This window comes from Gaiella sp. (assembly GCF_035710885.1).
In the GTDB taxonomy this organism is placed as follows: Bacteria; Actinomycetota; Thermoleophilia; order Gaiellales; family Gaiellaceae; genus Gaiella.
In genome coordinates this window covers 60,715-81,542 of sequence record NZ_DASTCS010000054.1, presented here as the reverse complement: position 1 = coordinate 81,542, position 20,828 = coordinate 60,715, and the positions used below count along the sequence as shown (strand labels likewise).

Annotated in this window: 19 protein-coding genes; 10 read left to right on the top strand and 9 right to left on the bottom strand. The window is 71.9% G+C overall.

Annotated elements, in window-relative coordinates; genetic code table 11:
- Positions 1-22 precede the first annotated feature (22 nt).
- On the bottom strand, positions 23-991 hold the full coding sequence (locus VFO26_RS13555; protein WP_325115559.1) for a glycosyltransferase family 2 protein: 969 nt from the start codon (positions 989-991) through the stop codon (positions 23-25).
- A 35-nt stretch (positions 992-1,026) separates the two neighbouring features.
- On the opposite strand from VFO26_RS13555, the gene VFO26_RS13550 reads away from it, so the two are divergent.
- Complete coding sequence (locus tag VFO26_RS13550) at positions 1,027-1,662, top strand: DUF402 domain-containing protein (protein ID WP_325115558.1); 636 nt, start codon at positions 1,027-1,029, stop codon at positions 1,660-1,662.
- Between the two features lie 165 nt (positions 1,663-1,827).
- Here VFO26_RS13550 and VFO26_RS13545 read toward each other — a convergent pair whose 3' ends face one another.
- Both VFO26_RS13545 and VFO26_RS13540 read right to left on the bottom strand, forming a co-directional pair.
- Complete coding sequence (locus VFO26_RS13545) at positions 1,828-3,243, bottom strand: DHA2 family efflux MFS transporter permease subunit (RefSeq protein WP_325115557.1); 1,416 nt, start codon at positions 3,241-3,243, stop codon at positions 1,828-1,830.
- Between the two features lie 57 nt (positions 3,244-3,300).
- Positions 3,301-3,888, bottom strand: a complete 588-nt coding sequence (locus VFO26_RS13540; RefSeq protein WP_325115555.1) for a TetR/AcrR family transcriptional regulator — start codon at positions 3,886-3,888, stop codon at positions 3,301-3,303.
- A gap of 69 nt (positions 3,889-3,957) precedes the next feature.
- Here VFO26_RS13540 and VFO26_RS13535 point away from each other — a divergent pair, with 69 nt between their 5' ends.
- The 3 genes from VFO26_RS13535 to VFO26_RS13525 are packed head-to-tail and all read left to right on the top strand — an operon-like array spanning position 3,958 to position 7,449.
- Positions 3,958-4,752: a xanthine dehydrogenase family protein subunit M gene (locus VFO26_RS13535; protein ID WP_325115554.1), complete on the top strand. Its 795-nt coding sequence runs from the start codon at positions 3,958-3,960 to the stop codon at positions 4,750-4,752.
- A gap of 22 nt (positions 4,753-4,774) precedes the next feature.
- The gene (locus VFO26_RS13530; protein WP_325115553.1) at positions 4,775-5,233 is read left to right on the top strand and encodes a (2Fe-2S)-binding protein; all 459 of its coding nucleotides are present in this window, start codon (positions 4,775-4,777) and stop codon (positions 5,231-5,233) included.
- Positions 5,230-7,449 (top strand): molybdopterin cofactor-binding domain-containing protein, encoded by a 2,220-nt coding sequence (locus VFO26_RS13525; RefSeq protein ID WP_325115552.1) that lies wholly within the window; start codon positions 5,230-5,232, stop codon positions 7,447-7,449. Before VFO26_RS13530 ends, VFO26_RS13525 begins: the two co-directional genes overlap by 4 nt.
- A 156-nt stretch (positions 7,450-7,605) precedes the next feature.
- Here VFO26_RS13525 and VFO26_RS13520 read toward each other — a convergent pair whose 3' ends face one another.
- Both VFO26_RS13520 and VFO26_RS13515 read right to left on the bottom strand, forming a co-directional pair.
- A complete protein-coding gene (locus tag VFO26_RS13520; RefSeq protein ID WP_325115551.1) occupies positions 7,606-8,763 on the bottom strand; it encodes a DegT/DnrJ/EryC1/StrS family aminotransferase in 1,158 nt (385 codons plus the stop codon).
- Between the two features lie 51 nt (positions 8,764-8,814).
- Entirely contained in the window at positions 8,815-9,786 is a 972-nt protein-coding gene (locus tag VFO26_RS13515; RefSeq protein ID WP_325115550.1) for an NAD-dependent epimerase/dehydratase family protein, read from the bottom strand.
- 92 nt (positions 9,787-9,878) lie between these two features.
- On the opposite strand from VFO26_RS13515, the gene VFO26_RS13510 reads away from it, so the two are divergent.
- The 6 genes from VFO26_RS13510 (at position 9,879) to VFO26_RS13485 (ending at position 16,912) form a co-directional block, all read left to right on the top strand.
- The gene (locus VFO26_RS13510) at positions 9,879-10,271 is read left to right on the top strand and encodes an SSI family serine proteinase inhibitor (protein ID WP_325115549.1); all 393 of its coding nucleotides are present in this window, start codon (positions 9,879-9,881) and stop codon (positions 10,269-10,271) included.
- Between the two features lie 428 nt (positions 10,272-10,699).
- Positions 10,700-11,908, top strand: a complete 1,209-nt coding sequence (locus tag VFO26_RS13505) for a hypothetical protein (protein WP_325115548.1) — start codon at positions 10,700-10,702, stop codon at positions 11,906-11,908.
- Positions 11,905-12,528: a class I SAM-dependent methyltransferase gene (locus VFO26_RS13500; protein WP_325115547.1), complete on the top strand. Its 624-nt coding sequence runs from the start codon at positions 11,905-11,907 to the stop codon at positions 12,526-12,528. Before VFO26_RS13505 ends, VFO26_RS13500 begins: the two co-directional genes overlap by 4 nt.
- Positions 12,525-13,166 carry a hypothetical protein gene (locus VFO26_RS13495; RefSeq protein ID WP_325115546.1) on the top strand — a complete coding sequence of 214 codons (642 nt, stop codon included), beginning with the start codon at positions 12,525-12,527 and terminating at the stop codon, positions 13,164-13,166. Before VFO26_RS13500 ends, VFO26_RS13495 begins: the two co-directional genes overlap by 4 nt.
- The gene (locus VFO26_RS13490) at positions 13,163-14,191 is read left to right on the top strand and encodes an ATP-grasp domain-containing protein (protein WP_325115545.1); all 1,029 of its coding nucleotides are present in this window, start codon (positions 13,163-13,165) and stop codon (positions 14,189-14,191) included. The genes VFO26_RS13495 and VFO26_RS13490 overlap by 4 nt, the downstream gene beginning before the upstream one ends.
- A 186-nt stretch (positions 14,192-14,377) precedes the next feature.
- Positions 14,378-16,912 carry an oligosaccharide flippase family protein gene (locus VFO26_RS13485; protein WP_325115544.1) on the top strand — a complete coding sequence of 845 codons (2,535 nt, stop codon included), beginning with the start codon at positions 14,378-14,380 and terminating at the stop codon, positions 16,910-16,912.
- A 25-nt stretch (positions 16,913-16,937) separates the two neighbouring features.
- Here the strand turns inward: VFO26_RS13485 and VFO26_RS13480 are convergent, their stop codons facing one another.
- The 4 genes from VFO26_RS13480 to VFO26_RS13465 are packed head-to-tail and all read right to left on the bottom strand — an operon-like array spanning position 16,938 to position 20,819.
- Complete coding sequence (locus VFO26_RS13480; RefSeq protein ID WP_325115542.1) at positions 16,938-18,047, bottom strand: metal ABC transporter permease; 1,110 nt, start codon at positions 18,045-18,047, stop codon at positions 16,938-16,940.
- Entirely contained in the window at positions 18,044-19,135 is a 1,092-nt protein-coding gene (locus VFO26_RS13475) for a metal ABC transporter permease (protein ID WP_325115541.1), read from the bottom strand. Before VFO26_RS13475 ends, VFO26_RS13480 begins: the two co-directional genes overlap by 4 nt.
- Positions 19,132-19,884, bottom strand: a complete 753-nt coding sequence (locus VFO26_RS13470) for a metal ABC transporter ATP-binding protein (protein ID WP_325115540.1) — start codon at positions 19,882-19,884, stop codon at positions 19,132-19,134. Before VFO26_RS13470 ends, VFO26_RS13475 begins: the two co-directional genes overlap by 4 nt.
- A complete protein-coding gene (locus VFO26_RS13465; protein ID WP_325115539.1) occupies positions 19,881-20,819 on the bottom strand; it encodes a metal ABC transporter solute-binding protein, Zn/Mn family in 939 nt (312 codons plus the stop codon). Before VFO26_RS13465 ends, VFO26_RS13470 begins: the two co-directional genes overlap by 4 nt.
- Between the last annotated feature and the right edge of the window lie 9 nt (positions 20,820-20,828).

Genomic DNA, 20,828 nt, shown 5'->3' with positions numbered 1-20,828 from the left:
CGGGGCGCCCGGGGTCACGCCTTCAGAGCTCTCTGTCGATCAGATAGAGGGGGCGGTGCTCGACCACGCGCTGAATCCTGCCGAGGTGCTCTCCGACGAGCGCGAGGATGAAGCCCTGCACCCCGAGCACCGCCACGACGAGCGCCCCGAGAAGCAGGGGGCCGGGGAAATCCTCCCTGGAGATCCAGTAGACGAGCCCGTAGACGCCGAGCGCGAGCGAGGCCAGCGAGCACACCGTTCCGAGCAGGATCCCGGCGGTCTGGATGGGCTGAGGCCAGAAGCCTGCGAGCACGTGGAGCGCGAGTCGGGTCAGCCGAAGAGGGGTGTAGCTGGAGGCGCCCTGCCTCGGCGCGTGCCCGACGTCGACCTCGACCACGGAGGCCCCACCGGAGAGGACGAGCGCTTTCGTGAACTTCTGGCGGCCGATCGCGCCGAGCATCGGCTCCACCGCGTCGCGCCGATAGGCGTTGAACGCGCACCCGAAGTCGGTGATGTCGACCCCGGTGAACCGCCGCAGCATCCCGTTGATCAGTCGAGAGGGCATGGTGCGCCCCCACGAGTCGTGCCGGGCCGCGCGTCGCCCGCTCGCGACGTCGTACCCGGCCTCCACCGCCTCGACCAGCCGCGGCACGTCCTCCGGTGGGTTCTGGAGGTCGCCGTCCATCGTCACGACGATCGTCCCACGGGCGCGGGAGAGGCCCGCGTGCATCGCAGGGTGCTGGCCCGCGTTCCGCTTGAGGCGCACCGCGCGCACGCGGGCGTCGTCCGCGTGAATCCGCTCGAGCTTCTGGAACGTGCCGTCGGTCGAGCCGTCGTCGACGTACAGCAGCTCGTACGCCCGGCCGAACGCCTCGAGGGCCGTCGTGAGTCGCCGATGGAGCTCCTCCAGCGTGGCACCCTCCTCGAAGAGCGTGACGACGACGGAGAGCTCGGGCCGGGGGACCGCGTCGGCGCCGCTCTCGGGCGCGCTCAGGCTCTCGGGCCGGGCCATCGTCCCGCGGAGCGTACCCCGGTAGCGTGGGCTCGGTGGCCTGGCAGAGCGGCGAGGTGATCGTGCACCGGGAGGTCTGGCGCGGACAGCCCTGGTGCGCGAGCCCGGTGGTCGTCGTCGACGACACGCCTGAGCTGCTCGTCACGTACCTGCCGGAGGAGTCGCCGTTCGCATTCCCGCCGAGCGCGGACGGCCGTCCGCATCCCTGGCACGGCAAGCAGAGCTGGCGCGGTCACGGCGTCCTCATGCTTCGCCGGCCCGGAGAGGCGTACTCGGTCTGGCACTTCTGGGAGGGGCGCAACCGCCGGTTCACGGGCTGGTACCTGAACCTGGAGGAGCCGGCCCGCCGGACGTCGATCGGCTACGACACCCAGGATCTCGAGCTCGACGTGTGGATCCCGGTCGACGGCGGGTGGCGCTTCAAGGACGAGGAACTGCTCGAGCAGCGCCTGCTCGACGGGCGGTACACACCGGACCAGGTCGCCGCCACGCGGGCGCTCGGGGACGAGATCGGCGCGATGCTCGAGCGCGGCGAGCTCTGGTGGGACGAGAGCTGGGCGTCGTTCGAGCCGGATCCGGCGTGGCGGGCGCCGTCGTTCCCCGACGGCTGGGAGGCGGCGATCGTGCCTCCCGCCCCCACCCCTGCCGAATACCGCCGTCTCGGCGACTGACCCCGCACCGACGCTGTGGGCGAGTCGGCACTTCCTCGACACGATCATCCCTTGACAGAGACCGGTGTCTGACACCGACCGCTGTCAAGGGCAGTTCGCTAGAGCCTGCTCGCAGGGGCGTGTGGAGTCATCGTGACGAAGGCGACACGAAGGTGTCAGACACCGCTATGCGGCCTCGGCGAGCGGTTGCTCGGTCGCGGCCAGCGTCCCACGGCGCCGCGGCCGGGCGGGCATCGCGAACGCGGCGACCGCTCCGACGGCGACCACACCGGCGCCGACGAGCACGGCGGTGTTCGTCCCGTCCGAGAACGCCTGCCCCGACCCGTAGCCACCGACGTGGGAGAACACGGCGGCGAGGACGGCGACCCCGAACACGCCGCCGAGCTCGCGGATGGCGTTGTTCGCGCCGGACGCCTGACCCTCTTCGTGCGGGCGCACCGCCGAGAGGACGACGTTCGCCACGGGCGCGAAGAAGAGCGCCATTCCGACCCCCGCGACGACGAACGGAACGATCAACGACGAGTACGGCACCGTCGGCGTCGAGACGAGCCCGATCCACGCGAGCGCGACGGCCTGCAGGCTGAGCCCGGTCCCGATGATCAGCTTCGGGCTGATGCGGTCCGACAGAGCACCGGCGATCGGCGCGATGAACATCGGCGCGAGCGTCCACGGGAGGATGCGGAGCCCTGCGCCGAGGGGTGAGTAGCCCTGCACGGTCTGGAAGAACTGCGCGAGCAGGAAGATCGAGCCGAACATGCCGAAGAACATCAGGAACGAGGCGGTGTTCGCGAGGGCGAAGTCCCGCGAGCGGAAGAACCGCATCTGCAGCATCGGCGCGGCCGAGCGGAGCTCCCAGGCGACGAACGCCGCCACGAGCGCCGCGCCTGCCGCGAGCGAGCCGACGATCTCGGGGCTGCCCCATCCCTGGCCGTTGCCGCGGACGAGCCCCCAGACGATCCCGAACAGTCCTGCGCTCGCGAGCGCGACGCCCGGGAGGTCGAGCCGCCCCGCCGGCCCACGGCTCTCGTCGAGCCGCCGCACTGCGAGCGGCACGAGGACGACCCCGATCGGCACGTTGAGCCAGAAGATCCACTGCCACGCGACGCCCTCCACGACCGCTCCACCGACGAGCGGGCCGAACGCGATCGCAAGCCCGCCGATCCCACCCCACGCACCGAGAGCGAGGCCGCGCCTCTCCGGCGCGACGGCGGCGCTGAGCAGCGTGAGCGTCAGCGGCATCACGATCGCGCCGCCCAGCCCCTGCGCGGCGCGGGCGAGGTTCAGCGCTTCCGCGCTGGGCGCGAGGGCGGCGGCCACCGACCCGAGCGTGAACACGGTGAGGCCGATCGCGAACATCCTCCTGCGGCCGAACCGGTCGCCCAGCGCGGCGCCGGTGAGCAGGAAGACCGCGAAGGCGAGCGTGTACGCGTTGACGGTCCACTCGAGCTGCTCCAGCGACGCGCCGAAGTCGGTTCGGATCACCGGGATCGCCGTCGTGACGACGAGGTTGTCGAGCGAGACCATGAACAGCGCGACCGACGTGATCGCGAAGGTCCAGAGCGTACGGGGGCTCGTCTGCATCTCGTCTCCTATGATTCGTGATCAGTCACTCACAACACTCGGCAAATCAAGAGGGTTTCATGCGCCCCGCGCGGCGCGAGCAGCCGCCAGACGCTCAGGACCGATCGTCCCTTCCAGCAGACGGCGCGCCCACGGCTCCCGCGCACCCCAGAGGTCCATCGCAGCGATCACGTTCAAGAGCATCCCGTGGGCGAACCAACCCGCGACGGTCGCCTCGTCCAGCCCGGAAACCGTCTCGACGAACAGGTGGAGCTTGCCGTAGCCGGAGCGCATCGCCTCGCGAACGTCCGGGTCGTCGCAGGCGGCATAGGCCTGCATCTGCGCGAGCAGGCGTGTCCGGTCGTCGAGCAGCATCGCGACGTAGGCGGCGCCCATCGCGTCGAGCGCCTCCTCCCCGCGCAGATCACCGGCCGCGGCGCGGAAGAGCTCGAGCGTGTCGGCCATGCATCTCTCGACCGTCGCGACGAAGAGCTTCTTCTTCGTCCCGAACAGCCGGAACAGGTACGGCTGCGAGATGCCGGCCGCGGCCGCGATCTCCTCCGTCGACGTGCCGTCGAGGCCGCCGCGGGCGAACGCCTCCTGGGCAGCGGCGAGCACCGCCTCGCGCCGCTCGTTGGCAGTCTGGCGTGTGCCGGTGACGCTCATATGTGAGTGATAACTCACATAACTCGTCATGTCAAGTCTGCCCAGGAGCGATGTGGTTGTCTTTCTCCCGTGGAGGTCTACTCTCCGACCACGCTCGACGAGGCGCTCCGCCTGAGGGCGGAGCACCCTGACGGCCGGTTCGTCCAGGGCGGCACGGATCTGATGGTCGAGCTGAACTTCGGCCACTCCCGCCCGCCGAGCCTGATCAACCTCGGCGAGCTGGAGGAGCTCCGCGGCTGGTCGCGCGAGGGTGACGTCCTCCGGCTCGGTGCCGCTCTCACGTACACCGAGGCCATGGCGCCGGCCCTCGCCGGATCGCTGCCGGCACTTGCCGAAGCGTCGCGGACGGTCGGCTCTCCCCAGATCAGAAACCGTGGCACGATCGGCGGCAACCTCGGCACCGCGTCTCCTGCCGGAGACGCGCTGCCGCCGCTCCTCGTCGAGCACGCGGAGGTGGAGCTCGCGAGCGTTCGCGGCGTGCGCACGCTTCGCCTCGAGGAGTTCCTGCTCGGCGTGAAGAAGACCGCCCTCTCCCCGGACGAGCTCGTCACGTGCGTGCGGCTCCGGCCGAGCGGAGGCGCCCAGACCTTCATGAAGGTCGGTCCGAGGAACGCGATGGTGATCGCGATCTGCTCCCTCGCCGTCGTCGTCGACTCCACGGCCGGCGAGGTGCGCGCGGCCTTCGGCTCCGCCGCCGTCACCGTGAAGCGGGTCACGGTGCCGCTGGCGGACGCCGCCGGCCTCCCCGAGCGCGTCGTCGCGGCAGCCGCGCCGATCGACGACGTCCGCGCGACCGCCGCCTACCGTCGCCATGCGCTGCGGGTGCTCGCCTCGCGCGCGCTGGAGAGGTGCCTCCGCTCGTGAGCGTCGCCCGGAGAGGGGCCCGATGAGGATCACGCTGACCGTCAACGGCGAGCGGCGGGAGGCCGACCTCTGGGGCGGCGAGAGCCTCCTCACGCTGCTGCGGGACACGCTCGAGCTCCCTGGTTCGAAGAACGCCTGCGAACAGGGCGAGTGTGGCTCGTGCTCGGTGCTCCTCGACGGCGCCCTCGTCTGCTCCTGCCTCGTCCTCGGGGCGCAGGCCGAGGGTCACGAGGTCGTCACGGTCGAGGGGCTGGCCGACGGCGAGCGGCTCCATCCGGTGCAGGAGGCATTCGTCCAGGCGGGCGCCGTCCAGTGCGGCTTCTGCACCCCGGGGCTCGTCGTCGCGGTCGCAGACCTCCTCGTGCGCGTGCCCGACCCGTCCGAGGACGAGATCCGCGAATCGCTCTCGGGGAACCTCTGCCGCTGCACCGGCTACGTGAAGATCTTCGATGCCGTGCGGCTCGCCGCGGAGGCCCGATGAGCGTCGTCGCGCCGCGCACAGGGCTCACCGTCGGTCGGATCGGCGAGCGCCTGCTCCGTCACGACGCGGTGCCGAAGGTCACGGGGGAGTTCGAGTACGCGAGCGACCTCTCGGCGCCGGGGATGCTGTGGGGCGACACCCTGCGAAGCCCCCATGCACACGCGCACATCGTCTCCGTCGACCTTTCGAAAGCGCTGTCGCTTCCCGGGATCCACGCCGTCCTCACGCACGCCGACGTCCCCGGCAGCAAGCACTACGGCCTCGAGTTCGCCGACCAGCCGGTGCTCGCCGTGGACAGGGTGCGCTACGTCGGCGAGCCGGTCGTGGTCGTCGCCGCCGAGCATCCGGAGCAGGCGAAGCGCGCCCTCGGCGCCGTGGTCGTCGAGTACGCGCCGCTCGAGCCGGTGGTCGACATGGAGCGGGCGCTCGAGCAGGAGCCCCTTCATCCCAACCGGCCGACGATGGGTCACGGCTACCGCGACGATCCACGCCCGAACGTCGTCCGTCACCTCGTGATCCGGCATGGCGATCCGGAGGCGCCGGGCGACGTCGTCGTGACCGGCACGTACGAGCTCGGTATCCAGGATCAGGCGTTCCTCGGCCCCGAGTCCGGGCTCGCCGTGCCGGACGGGGAGGGCGGCGTCGACGTCTACGTCGCGACGCAGTGGCTGCACGTCGATCGTGACCAGGTCGCGCCGTGCCTCGGACTGCGGCCCGAGCAGGTGCGGATCCACCTCGCCGGCGTCGGCGGCGCGTTCGGCGGCCGCGAGGACCTGTCGATGCAGATCCACGGCGCGCTGCTCGCATTGCACACGAGCCGGCCGGTGAAGATGGTCTATGACCGGGCCGAGTCGTTCACGGGTCACGTCCACCGCCATCCGGCGCGGATCAGGTGCGAGCACCGCGCGACGCGCGAGGGGAGGCTGACATGCGTCCGGATGCGGATCCTCCTCGACGGCGGCGCGTATGCATCGAGCTCCACCGCGGTGGCGTCGAACGCCGCCTCCTTCGCGCTCGGCCCCTACCGGGTGGACAACGCCCTGATCGAGTCCACGGCCGTGTACACCAACAATCCACCGTGCGGGGCGATGCGCGGCTTCGGCGCCGTGCAGACCTGCTTCGCCGGCGAGGCCCAGATGGATTTGCTCGCTGCGGAGCTCGAGATCGACCCCGTCGAGCTGCGGACGCTGAACGCGCTCGAGCCCGGCGACACCCTCCCGACCGGGCAGCTGATCACCGGGTCGCTGCCGACCCGCGAGGTGATCCGCCGGGCCGCTGCGCTGCCACTGCCCGAGCCGGAGGAGCTGCCACGCGAGTCCGTGCGCCTTCCGGGCGGCGCGGGCAATACGACGCGCGGCGAAGGCGTTCGCCGCGGCGTCGGCTTCGCACTCGGTTTCAAGAACATCTGCTACTCGGAGGGCTTCGACGACTTCTGCACGGCCCGCGTGGTGCTCCGGGCCGACGGCAGCGCCGTCGTCCACTCCGCCGCGGCCGAGGTCGGTCAGGGTGTCGTCGGCGTGATGCTCCAGGTCGCTCGCACCGAGCTCGGCACCGACGACGTCTCGCTCGCGCCCCACACGACCGCGGCCGTCGGCTCGGCCGGTTCCGCGTCCGCCTCGCGAATGACGTGGATGGTCGCGGGGGCGGTGCGCGACGCATGCCGGGCCGCACTCGAGCAGCGCGAGCGGCAGGCCGGAGGCGAGGTCGACGTCGAGCGGGTCTACCGACACCCTCGGACCACGCCGCTCGATCCGGAGACGGGCCAGATCACCGGTGAGCGGGCGCATGTCGCGCTCGCGGTCGCCGCGATGCGGATCGTCGTCGAGGTGGACGTCGAGCTCGGTCTCACGCGCGTGGTCTGGGTGGGGACCGCACAGGACGTGGGCAAGGCGGTCAACCCGCTGGCCGTCGAGGGACAGATCGAGGGCGGGATTGCGCAGGGCCTCGGTCTCGCCGTGATGGAGGAGCTCGTCACGCGCGACGGGGAGATCCTCAACGCGAGCTTCACCGACTACCTGATCCCGACCGCGCTCGACATGCCACCCGTCGACATCGAGCTGATCGAGGTCGCCGAGCCCGACGCCCCCTACGGCGCGAAGGGCGTCGGCGAGCCGCCCACCGTGGTCTCGACCGCCGCCATCCTCTCGGCCCTCCGGGATGCGACCGGAAGGCCGTTGACGCGGGTACCGGTGCGCCCGGACGACATCTGCCTGTGATCGTGGGGGAATCCATGTTTCCCCCACGAGCCCCCTTCTTCGGCGCAGTGACCCGTCGCGGCGTGTCTGGCCTCCCGGCCGGCAGAGCCGGCCTCCGGCCGCGGAGTGCGGGCTCCCCCGTGGCCGCCAGGAGGAACGGTACCCGTGCCGCAGCGGCTACACGAAGCGTGCCAGGGCAGTCGTCACGCGGTCGACGTCGTCCTCGGTCAGTGTCGCGGCGAAGGGCAGCGCGAGCGCGCGCGCGAAGGCCGCGTCCGCGCCCGGGAACGCACCCCGGTCGCGGTACGCGCTGAGTCGATTCACGGCGTACGTGCCGATCTGGGCCTCGATCCCCTCGGCCCGCAGCCCGGCGAGCGCCTCGTCGCGGCGGTCGAGCGTCACCACGTACGCCTGCCAGCCGTGCCGGTCGCCCTCCGACGCCCCGGGCGTCCCGACGAGGGGCTCGAGACGCTCCGTGTACCACCCCGCAACCCGCTCGCGTGCGTCGAGGAGCGCGTCGAGCCGCTCGAGCTGCGGGATGCCGAGCGCGCAGAGGACGTCCGCGAGACGGTAGTTGAGACCCGGCGCGGGGATGTCGAACCCGCCGGCCGTGATCCCATGGTGACGCAGACGGCGAACCGCGCCGGCGAGCTCCGCCTCGTCGGTGGTGACGGCACCGCCCTCGCCCGTCGTGACGATCTTGCGCGGATGGAACGAGAGGCAGCCCATCAGGCCGAGCGCCCCGCAGGATGTACCGCGGTACGTGGCGCCCAGCGCGCCGGCCGCATCCTCGAGGAGGACGACCTCCTGCGGCACCGCCGTCTGGAGCTCCTCCCACTCGACCGGACGGCCGAAGAGGTGGACCGCGAGCACGGCCCGCGTGCGCCGGGTCACCGCCTCGGCCACGAGCTCGGGGCGGGCGAGGAACGTCTCGGGGTCGACGTCGACGAGCACCGCCCTGCCTCGGCAGAGCTCGACCGCGTTCGCGGTGGCCGGGAACGTGTACGCGGGCACGATCACCTCGTCCCCCTCGCCGATGCCGAGGGCGAGCAGCGCGAGGTGGATCGCAGCCGTGCCGGACGAGACCGCCACTGCCTCGGCCGTGCCGACAGCGTGAGCCAGACCCGCCTCGAACGCCTCGACCTGCGGCCCCATCGTCAGCTGACCGGTCGCGAGCACATCCGCGACCGCGGCGAGCTCGGCCTCGCCCACGTCCGGCCGCGCGAGCCGAATGCCCGCGCGCTCCTGGCCGGCGCCGGCTGCCGCCGGGCGGGGCCCGGCTCGGCCCACTGACGCCGCTCGCGGCGCGGTGCCCTCCGGGCCCGTGTCACTCATGCCGTGCCCTCCCTCCCCCACTGCGAGCGGCGCCCCAGGAACGCGCGGAGCTCACGCCGGCGCGCCGAGACGTGACCTGTACCAGGCGATCGTGCGCTCGAGCCCCTCGTCGAGCTCGACCTGCGCCTCGAACCCGAGGAGCGTGCGTGCCTTCTCGATGTTCGGGATCCGCAGCTCGACGTCGGTGTAGTCGAGCGGCACGAAGCGGATCTCTCCCGGGCAGCCGGTCAGGCGCTTGATACGCGTGGCGAGGTCGTAGATCGTGACGGCGGAGCGGGCGTTGCCGATGTTGAAGCTCTCGCCGACGGCCGCGGGGTGCTCGAGGGCGAGCAGCATCCCCTCCACCATGTCGTCGACGTAGCACCAGGCACGGATCTGCGAACCGTCGCCGTGGATCTCGAGATCGCGACCCGCCAGCGCGGCTTCGATGAACGCCCGGATCGCTCCCCCACCGATCTGGCCGGGCCCGTAGATGTTGAACGGGCGCACGGAGACGGCGGGCAGCCCGAGCTCGGAGTGGTAGGCGTGAGCCATGTGCTCCCCGGCGAGCTTCGAGACGGCATACGTCCAGCGCGCCTCGCCGACCGAGCCGATCGTCGTCACCTGCCCCTCCTGCACGTTGAACGCGTGCTGGCCGAACACCTCGCTCGTCGAGAACTCGACGATCCGCTCGAGCGTGTCCCGCGTCGCCACCGCCGCCTCGAGCGCGTTGTAGGTCCCGATCACGTTCACCCGCATCGTGCGGACGGGGCTCGTGAGCACGGTGTCCACGCCCGCGATCCCCGCTGCGTGGACGATGTGGGTGCTACCGGCCGCAAGCTCGGTCAGCCCCGCGAGCTCGAGGACGTCGCCCTCGACGAAGCGAAAGTTTGGGTGCTCGGCGAGGTCGGTGCCGGAGAGCGCATCCCGGTGGAGGTTGTCGACCGCGACGACCTCGTTCGCGTCGACCAGCTGCGCGGCGAGCGTCGTCCCGATGAACCCCGCGCCGCCTGTGATCAGGATGCGCTTCCCGGTCAGTGGCACTTGGAGGATCGTAATGGTCGACCGCGCCGGAGCTCGTCTCGTGCAACGGTGGGGGTGACGGATCTGCGCCCGGCGGCGTAGTTTCGTGGCAGGTGCGCGCGCTTCTCGTCCTCGGCTGTGCCCTCGCGTTGCTCGCCCCCGTCGCCCGGGCGGCGCCCGCCACCGTGCTCTCGATCACGTACGTCGAGGACTCGGCCCGGCCATCGAAGCCCCTCCGCTGGACACTCCGGTGCGACCCGCTCGGCGGAACACATCCACGACGGGCGGGGGTGTGCCGCGAGCTCGCCCGCCTGGGCTGGCAGGCGTTCCGGCCGCCGTCACCGACCACAGCGTGCGCCGAGCTCTACGGCGGGCCGCAGGTGGCCCTGGTCACCGGCCGCGTCCAGGGACGCCGCGTCTGGGTGCGGCTGAGCCGCGTCGACGGCTGCCAGATAGCCCGGTGGGGAAGGGTCCCGTCGCTCCTGCCGCCGGGCGGGGTGCGCTGACCCGGCCGACAGACGCCGAACACCCCCTCGTTGCAGGCCCGCAACCCGTCGCCACAGCTAGGCCGCCGACGCACGACGACCCTTATCGCCGGCGACACGCCCACACGACCTCCAGCGCACCGGACGCCACCCGCTCACCTGGCGACAACGGCCATGTCCAGCCCAGCCACACTCGGGCCACCGACCTCCTCCCCACGGCTCTAGCCTAACCTGACAACACGTGCGAGTGGGTTACGTGATCGTGCCGATTCCGTGCCGGTCGCTCCACAGGTCGGGAACCCTCCGTACGGCGGCCATCGGCTCGAGCACGCTCGTCCGAGCGACCGGTGGCCGCCTCCATCGCGTCGCGCTCGTTGCGGTCGAGCGCGTTGGTCCGAGCGAGGCTCCTGCGTCGCCCCGAAATCGCCGATCCCATCTAGCATCGCGCCGTGCCGAGCGTCCTCTTCGTCGGGGCGGGGCGCCACCAGCGTCGCGCGATCCTCCGGGCGAGGGAGCGTGGGCTGCGGGTCGTCGCCGTCGACCGCAATCCGGAGGCTCCCGGGCTGCGCGTCGCCGACACGCCCGAGGTGGTCGACTTCGCGGATGTCGACGCCGTCGAGGAGGTCGCGCGGCGGAATGCGGTCGACGGCGCGCTGACGGTCTCGGCCGACCGCGCCGTGCCGGTCGTCGCGGCGGTCACCGAGCATCTCGGACTGCCGACGATCGGAACCGAGGTGGCCCACCGTATGACGCACAAGATCGCGATGCGGCGGACGCTCGCCGAGGAGGGCATCCCGCAACCGCCTTTCGCGGCCGTCAGGAGCCTCGCCGAGGGGCGAGCGGCGATCGCGACGGTCGGGCTCCCGGCCGTGCTGAAGCCGGTCGACTCCGGGGGCCAGCGCGGATTGTTCCGCATCGACACTCCCGGCGACCTCGAGTCGAACCTTCACGCGGCGCTCGCCGAGTCGCCCGGCCACGAGGCGATCCTCGAGGGGTTCGTCGAGGGGATCGAGATGAACGGGATCGTGGTGTCGCGCGGAGGCGAGGCACGCGTCCTGACGCTCTCCGACCGGCTCCGGCCGCCCGGGATCGGCTTCGGCGTCGGATGGATCCACGTCTACCCGGCGTCGATCCACTCCGACCAGCTCGCACTCGCCGAGAGGATCGCCGAGCGGTCGGTCTCCGCCCTCGGACTGCGGGACGGAATTGCGTTCCCCCAGCTGATCGCCTCCCCGCACGGCGCCGTCTCGGTGGTCGAGGTCGCCGCGCGCATCCCCGGCGGCCAGATGACGGACCTCGTCCGCCACGCAGTCGGTGTCGACCTCGTCGACCTCGCCCTCCGGTTCGCCCTGGGCGAGCAAGTGACCGACGACGTCGCGCTGCCACGCTTCTCCCAGCCTCTGGCGATCCGCTTCCTCACTGCCTCGCCCGGGCCTCTGCCCACCGGGAAGGTGATCCGGATCGGCCCGCTGGACGCCGTGCTCGACGCACCGGGCGTCGTCGAGGCAGAGACCTACCTCGTCGAGGGCGAGACGATCCGTCCCGTCCGGCTCGACGGCGATCGTCGCGGCTACGTGATCGCGACCGCCGCCACGTCGATGGAGGCCCTGAGGCGGGCCGAGCGGGCAGCGGCGCTGCTCCAGGTGGAGGTCGAATGAGCGATCCGCGGACGGCACTTGTCGCGGCCGGCTACGACGCGATGATCGACACGTGGGAGAGCTGGAAGGCCCGGATCACGGACGATCCGCGCGACGAGTGGTGCGACGAGCTGGTCACGCGGCTGCCCCGGGGCGCGCGGGTGGTCGAGCTCGGCTGCGGCGGCGGCACGCCGGAGACGCAGCTGCTCGCCGAGCGCTTCCGGCTCACCGGGGTCGACCTCTCCCCGGAACAGCTTCGGCGCGCACGGCAGCGCGTTCCGGGCGCGGCGTTCCTCCACGCCGACTTCACGGAGCTCGAACTCGAGCCGGGCTCGGTCGACGCGGTCGCGTCGTTCTACGCCTTCAACCACGTTCCGCGAGAGCTGCTCGCCGGTCTCTTCGCGCGCGTGCACGGCTGGCTGGCGCCGGGCGGGCTCTTCCTGACGACGCTGGGAGCGAGCGACACGCCAGGCTGGACGGGTGACTTCCTCGGAGCGCCCTCGTACTTCTCGGGCTTCGAGCCCGATACGAACCGAGGGCTGCTCGTGGACGCCGGGTTCGAGCTGCTCCGCGACGAGGTCGTCACCATTCGCGAGCCCGAGGGCGACGCGAGGTTCCACTGGGTGCTGGCGGGCCGATGAGCTGCGCGTTCGAGCTGACGCACTACCGGGAGCTCGTGCAGGCCGCCAGGGCCGGCGGCTACCGCTTCGCCTCGTTCGAAGAGCCCCCAGGGCCCGGCGATCTCCTGCTCCGGCACGACGTCGACCTCTCGCTCGACGCCGCGCTGCGCATGGCGGAGCTCGAGGCCGAGGAGGGTGTGTCCGCGACGTACTTCCTGATGACCGAGTCCGTCTTCTACAACCTCGCCTCGGAGGAGGGGGTCACGGCGATCGCCCGGTTGCGCGAGCTCGGCCACCGCCTCGGGCTCCACGCCGTCCATCCGCGTGTCGTCCTCGACGAGCGCTTCGATCCGGTCGTGGCCTGGCACAACCCCGAGCCCGAGTACATGACGAGCCCGATCGAAGGCGCCGTCAACGTCATGCAGGAGGGATATTTCGACCCCGCGACCTACCGGTCCGACTCGAACCAGCGCTGGCGGTCCGGCTGCCCCCACGAGGAGCTCGGCGCCGGTGCCTTCTCCTGGCTCCAGCTCCTCACCCATCCGGAGATCTGGACGTACCCCGGCTCCACGATGGGACAGACGATGCGCGCGATGCTCGACTTCGAGCGCGAGCGGAGGCTCGCCCAGCTCGCCGAGGACCGGATCGACCTGACGTGAGCCTGCGCCGGATCACCGTGCTCGTGTCCGCGGCGGGCGCTCCCGGGACCGCAGCGCTCCTTCGAGGGCTCCGCGAGAACGGTGAGCGCGACGTGCGGCTCGTCGGCACCGACATGTCGGAGCGCTCCGTCGGCCGGCACCTCTGCGACGCCTTCCACCTCGTGCCCGCGGGGTCCGATCCCGACTTCGCGAACGCGGTGCTCGACGTCGTCCAGCGCGAAGGCGCGGACGTCGTCCTGCCTCAGTCCTCGTTCGATCTCGAGGGGCTGGCTGCGCACCGCGGCCGCTTCCCCGTGCCCGTGCTCGTCTCCGGCCCGGACACGATCCACCGCTCCAACGACAAGGCGGAGACCTACGCGCTCCTGCACCGCATCGGCGTACCCGCGCCCGGCTTCCGTCGCGTGAACGGCGCGGCGCAGGTCGCCGCGGCGGCGCGGGAGCTGGGCTACCCGGAGCGCCCGGTCTGCTTCAAGCCCGTGTTCTCGTCCGGCTCCCGTGGCTTCCGGGTGCTCGACCCGACGGTCGACCGCGCCCACCAGCTCCTGCACGAGCGCCCCGGCTCGGTCGCGATGCGCCTCGAGGAAGCCGTCGAGCTGCTCCCGGAGGAGGGTGGGCCCGACCTGCTCGTGATGGAGCTCGCGACCGGCGGCGAGCGCACGATCGACGGGATCGCCGACGGGAGGCGCGTCGTCCTCGGCCATCCGAAGACCCGCGAGGCGATGCGCGCCGGGCTCGCGATGTACTTCGTCACGCTCGACGACCCCGCTCTCATGGAGATCGCCGACCGCATCGTCGCCGAGCTCGGCATCGAGTGGTTCTTCAACATCCAGCTCGTCGGGGAGCACGTGATCGAGGTCAATCCGCGGATCTCGACGATCGTCTACCAGGAGGACTTCGATCTGCCGTACCTCGGTGTGAAGCGTGCGCTCGGGGAGATCTCGGACGACGAGCTGGCGGCCCTGCGGGGGCGCATACGCCCGGGCCGCACGGCGCTCCGCTACTTCGACCAGCTCGAGTGGGACTGACGTGGGGGAACCCATGGTTCCCCCACGCACCCCCTCCTTCCGGCGCTCGGCAACCCCGCGGCAGTCTGGCCTCCCGGCCGGCAAAGCCGGCCTCCGGCCGCGACGCACAGCCGTCCCCGATCGCCACCAACCCGAAGGCCCCTCCCCGCTCGGCACCCCGCGACTCCTCGTATCCTCGCCGGTCTGATGGCCCGCGTGAAACGCCCTCTGCGCGTCGTCCACTGCCCCGTGAACACGGCGGGCGTCCCGTGGACGAACGTCCAGGCGCTGCGGCGCCGCGGCGTGGACGCGTCGCTCGTCGTCTTCAACCGCTACACGCTGCACCCCGAGGCCGACCGCTCGCTGGAGCTGGAGGGTGGCCTTCTCCGCCGTCAGCTCGCGCAGTGGAAGGTCCTCGCGGAGCTGCTCCCGCGCACCGACCTGTTCCACTTCACGTTCGGCCTGACCCTCGTGCCGCAGTCGCTGCAGTTCCCGATCCTTAGGGCGTTCGGCAAGCGCTCGGTGATGCACTACCTCGGCTCGGACATCCGCGGCAAGGTCCCGGAGGAGCTGGCGTACGGGAAGAAGGCCGGCGCGGAGATCGTGGGCAGCTACGACGCGATCCGGTGGGTGCCCGAGGCACGGGTGATCCCCCCGGGGGTCGACCTCTCGACCATCACCCCCGCGCCGCCCTCCAGCCGCCGTCGCCCCGTGGTCGTGCACGCGCCCTCCTCGCGGCGCCGCAAGGGGACGGATCATGTGATCCAGGCGTGCGCTGACCTCGACGTCGAGCTCGTGATCGTCGAGGGCCTGCACCACGACGAGGCGCTCGCGCGCTACAGCGACGCCGACATCGTCGTCGACCAGCTGAACGCCGGCTGGTACGGCCTGTTCGCGATCGAGTGCATGGCGCTCGGCAAGCCGGTCGTGACGTTCCTCCACGAGGAAGCGGCCAGGAGGACGGAGGAGGCGTACGGCCTTCGGGTACCGATCGTGAACGCGACGGCCGAGACCCTGCACGCGCGGCTCGAAGGCCTGGTCGAGATGGGGCCGGTGGGGCGGCAAGAGCTCGGGCGCGCATCGCGCGAGTACGTGGAGCGGGTACACGACCTCGACCGCGTCACCGACCAGCTGCTCGAGCTCTACGCGACGGTCCTCGAGCCGAAACGCCGCGCGCAGGACGAGATCGTCGTGCCGTCGGCCCCGCCGACCGATCTTCCGCCCGCGCTCCCCCTCGGGGACACGGACCTCGAGACCACCGTCCCCGTCGAGCCGGGGCGACGCGGTCGCGAGCCGATCGCCCCGCCGGCGGGGCTCGGGAGGCAGCTCAGGCGACTGGGACGGCACTCCGTGATCTACGGGATCGGCGGCCTGGTCTCCCGCGTGATCGCGGTGCTCCTGCTCCCCGTCTACACGCGCTACCTGACACCGACCGACTACGGGCACATCGAGACGCTGCTCGCGCTGACGACGGTGATGGGGCTGATCCTGCGCGCCGGGATCACCAGCGCCTTCTTCCGCTTCTACTTCGACGTGGACGACGACCAGGGGCGGCTTCGCGTCCTGCGCACGTCGTTCTGGTTCACGATGGGCGGCGGGACCCTGGGCCTCGTCCTGCTCCTCGCCCTCGCCGAGCCGGTCTCCACGCTGCTGTTCGGCAACTCGGATGCGTCCGAGCTCGTCCGCGCGGCGGGGGTCTCGCTCTGGGCGACGGTCAATTACGAGCAGCTCACCGCGCTCTTCCGCGTCGAGGAGCGGTCGGTGGCGTTCGTGTCCGCGAGCCTGACCAACGTGCTCGTCACGATCGGGGTGACTCTCCTGCTCGTCGTCTCGCTCGAGCAGGGGGCGCTCGGCGTGATAGTGGGCAACTTCAGCGGCACGCTGATCGTCTACCTCGCGCTCATCGGCTACCGGCGCGAGCAGCTCGGGCTCCAGTTCGACCGGAGCCTGCTCCGCGAGATGAACCGCTTCGGCATCCCGCTCGTCCCCACGGCGCTGTTCCTCTGGGTGACGAACTTCAGCGACCGCTTTTTCCTCGTCAGGCTCGCGGACGTGGCCGAGGCGGGCCTCTACTCGGTGGGAGTGCGGATCGCATCTGCGATGGTGCTCCTGCTGACGGCCTTCCGCCTGGCGTGGCCGGCGTTCGCCTACTCGATCCAGGACGACCGGGAGGCGCGCCGGACGTACGCCTACGTCCTCACCTACCTCACCCTCCTCACGGCCTGGGTGGCGCTCGCGCTGACGCTGCTCTCGCCGTGGATCGTCGATCTCCTCGCGACGGCGGAGTTCGCCGAGTCCTCGCGGGTCGTCGGGCCGCTCGCGTTCTCGACCGTCGCGTACGCCGCGTACGTCGTCGTCGCGATCGGCGTCGGCCGCGCGAGGAGGACGCAGTTCAACTGGGTGGTCACGGGAGCGGCGGCGGGCGTCAACATCGCGCTCAACTTCGCGCTGATCCCGAGCCACGGGATGATGGGAGCGGCGATCGCGACCGTGGCCGCGTACACGACGATGGCCGTCGGGATGGCCTGGTGGTCGCAGCGGATCTATCCGGTCCCCTACCAGTGGCGGCGCGTCGCGACTGCCGCTGTGGGGGCCGTCGCGCTCGCCGCGCTCGGGAAGGAGCTCGACGTCGGCCTCGCGGCTGCGGTCGCGCTGACGATCGCCTACCCGCTCGTGCTCGTCCTGCTCGGCTTCACCACGCCCGCCGAGCGCAGCCGCGCCCGTGCGCTGATGAGCCGCTGAAACGCCCCTGGGCGGCGCGCGTCGCTCAGCGCGTCACGGCATCGTGTGCGAGCGTCCGGCCTCTCTCCGTGAGCGCGAGCGCATCGGCGCTGCGGACGACCAGGCCGCGGCGCTCCGCGCCGCGCACGACACGGTCGGCGAACTCGCGGTCCCAGCGCAGGTGCTCCCCGAGGTGGGCGACGCGGTTCTCGACCTCCGCCTCCGGGCGCCCCTCGTGGTTCGCCAGGTGGATGGCGAGCATCGCCTGCGCGAACTCGAGCCGCTGGCGCGAACGCCGCCGGGCGGCCGCGAGGAGGCCTCGACCCGGCGCGAGCGCCCACGCCAGCGCGAACGCGATTCCGCAGCAGGCCGCGATGCAGCCCGCGATCGACGCGTCCAGCACGACCGCGAGCCAGTAGCCGGCGAGCGCGGAGGCGCCGCCGATGCCGCACGCGATCGCCGTCATGCGCCCGAGGCCGTCCGTCAGCAGGTACGCCGCCGCCGGCGGGGCGATCATCAGCGCGACGACCAGGATCGAGCCGACGGCGTTGAAGGCGCCCACCGCGGTCACCGAGACCAGCGTCATCAGCACGTAGTTGAGGAGCACCGGCGCGAAGCCGAGCGCGAGCGCCAGCGCGGGGTCGAACGTCGACAGCTTCAGCTCCTTCCAGAGGATCGCCACCACGACCACGTCGACCGCGAGCACCGCGCCCATCAGCAGGAGGGAGGCCGGCCCGAAGTCCCACCCCCACGCCTCGAGCCGGTCGAACGGTGCAAACGCGAGCTCGCCCAGGAGCACCGCGTCCGTGTCGAGATGGACGCCTTCCGCATACCGCGAGACCACGATCACGCCGATCGAGAAGAGCGCCGGGAAGACGAGCCCGATCGCCGCATCCTCCTTGACGAGCCGCGTGCTCGTCACGACCTCGACGAGCGCGACCGTGACGACGCCGGTCAGCGTCGCGGCGACGAGGAGCAGCGGCGACGTCGTCGATCCGACGACGAGGAACCCGAGCGCGATCCCGACGAGCACCGAGTGCCCGATCGCATCCGAGACGAGCGACTGCCGCCGCAGCACGAGGAACGTCCCGACGAGGGCGCAGGCGACCGCCGTGACGACGGCGATCGCCTGGATCTCGAGCTGGCCCTGCGTCATCGCCGTCGCGCCTCCTCGCGCCCGCGCTCGGTGAGCGACCAGTTGCCCTCCGAATCGCACCGGACGAGGCCGTCCTGCTCGAGCCCCCGGAGCGCGGTCGTGGCGTCGGCCTCCTCCATCACGCCGATCGTCGCCGCGGGATGGCCGTGCGCCACGCCGCCGTGGCCGTCCTCGAGCACGGCGAGGTCGGCCAGCACGGCGTGCGCGGCGAGCCGCGAGCGGGCGCGCCGCGCCCGCAGCCTGCGCACGAGCACCCCGCGGGGCGCCACGAGGAAGGACCCGATCACGATCGCGGTCGCGACGAGCACGATCGTCGGGCCGGTCGGCAGCCGCTCCACCTCGGAGGACGCGACCGCGCCGATCGCGCCTGCCGCGGCGCCCACGCCCGCGGCCACGAGGGTCATCGGCCCGAGGCGGTTCGTCCACTGACGGGCCGCCGCCGCGGGCGCCACGATCATCGCGCTCATCAGCACCGCCCCGACCATCTGCAGGCCGATCACGATCGCGACGACGAGGAGCGCCGTCAGGGCGATCTCGACGGCGTGCATCCGCATCCCGAGGCTCGCCCCGAACTCCGCGTCGAAGGCGAGGAGCTTGAGCTGCTTCCAGAGGACCGCGACCACGGCCAGGGCGAGGGAGCCGACGACAGCGATCGTGACGACGTCGTCACGCAGGACGGTGGCAGCCTGACCGAACAGGAACCGGTCGAGCCCCGCCTGCGAGGCGTCGGGCCGCCGCTGGACCCACGTCAGCAGGACGAGGCCGACGCCGAAGAACACGGAGAGGACGATGCCGAGCGCGGCGTCGGTCTTGACGCGAGTCGTCCGCACGATCCCACCGACGGCGAGCGTCGCCGCGAAGCCGGTGACGGCCGCGCCGAGCATGAGCCACTGCGAGGCCTTCGTCCCGAGCAGCACGTACGCGAGCACCACGCCGGGCAGTGCTGCGTGCGAGATCGCGTCGCCGACGAGCGCCTGGCGGCGGAGGACGGCGAACGTCCCGAGCGCGCCGCCCACGGCCCCGAGCGCCACCGCCCCGAGCGCGACGGTGCGCAGGGTGTAGTCGTCGACCAGGAAGACGGCCGTCATCGCCCGTCGGGCCCGAAGAGGGCCGAACGGCCCCCGTACGTCTTGCGCAGGGCCTCCTCGGTGAACGCCTCCTCGACCGTGCCGCTCGCGACGAGACGGACGTTCAGCAGCACCACCCGGTCGAAGTACTCGGGCACGGTCTGGAGGTCGTGGTGGACGGCGACGATGGTCTTGCCGCGCGAGCGAAGCTCGCGGAGCAGCTCCACGATCGCCCGCTCCGTGGTCGCGTCGACGCCCTGGAACGGCTCGTCCATCAGGTAGAGGTCCGCGTCCTGGACGAGCGCCCGCGCGAGGAAGACCCGCTGCTGCTGGCCGCCCGAGAGCTGCGAGATCTGCCGGTGGGCGAACGCCTCCATCTCGACCCTGCGGAGGGCGTCGAGCGCCGCCTCACGGTCCGCTCGTCCGGGCCTCCGCAACCAGCCGAGGTGGCCGTAGCGGCCCATCAGCACGACGTCGAGGACGTCCGTCGGGAAGTCCCAGTCCACCGACCCGCGCTGCGGCACGTAGCCGACGCGGCGCCTGTTCGCCTCGTAGGCGCTCCCGAGGACGAGCGTTCGGCCGGCGGCGGGCTCGACGAGCCCGAGGATCGCGCGGATCAGCGTCGTCTTGCCGGCGCCGTTCGGCCCGACGACGGCGGTGAGCGTCCCCTGCGGGATCTCGACGTCGACGTCCCAGAGCACCGGCTTCTCGCCGTACGCGACCGTGAGGTCGGTGACCTCGATCGCGGCCGGGCCGCGCGCGGCGCTCATTCCTCTCCCCTGAGCGCACTCGTGATCGTGTCCGCGTTGTGCCGCACCATCCCGACGTAGGTGCCCTCCGGCGTCCCGGCGGTGCCCATCGCGTCGGAGAAGAGGCTGCCTCCGATCTCGACGTCGAAGCCCCTGGCGCGCACCGCCTCCTTCACCGCCTCGATCGTGCGCGGCGACACGGACGACTCGACGAAGATCGCAGGGATCCGTCGCGAGGCGATCAGGTCGGCGAGCCGCTGCACGTCCTTTGCGCCCGCCTCGGAGGCCGTCGAGATCCCCTGGAGGCCGACGACCTCGAAGCCGTACCTCCGGCCGAAGTAGCCGAACGCGTCGTGGGCCGTGACGATCACCCGCGCGGCCGGAGGGACGGTCGCGCTCTCCCGCCGGACCTCCGCGTCGAGGGCCGTGAGCTCGTCGAGATAGGCGGCGGCGCGCTCGCGATAGCCGGCTGCGTGCGCCGGGTCGACAGAGGCGAGCGTGTCGCGGATCTCGCGCACCGCTCCCTTCCAGAGATCGACGTCGAACCAGACGTGCGGGTCGTACTGCCCGTTCCCCACCGAGATGAGCCCGGAGCGCGGCATCCCGTCGGTGACGGCGCGCGTCAGCCGCCGTTCGCCGATCCGCTCGAGCACGTCGGCCATCTTCGCCTCGAGGTGGAGCCCGCCGTAGAAGATCACGTCGGCCCGCTCGAGCCGCCGCACATCCCCCTCGCTCGCCTTGTAGAGATGTGGGTCGATCCCGGGGCCCATCAGGCCGTCCACCTCGACGCGGTCGCCGCCGACGCGCTCGACGGCGTCCGCGATCATCCCCACGGTCGAGACGACGCGGATCGTCTCGCGGTCGGAGAGGTCCGGGACGGTCGACTCGGGGATCGGCCCGCAGCCGGCGGCGAGTGCGGCGCACGCGGCGGCGAGGGGGAGCAGGACGACGCGCACGCTGCGGTC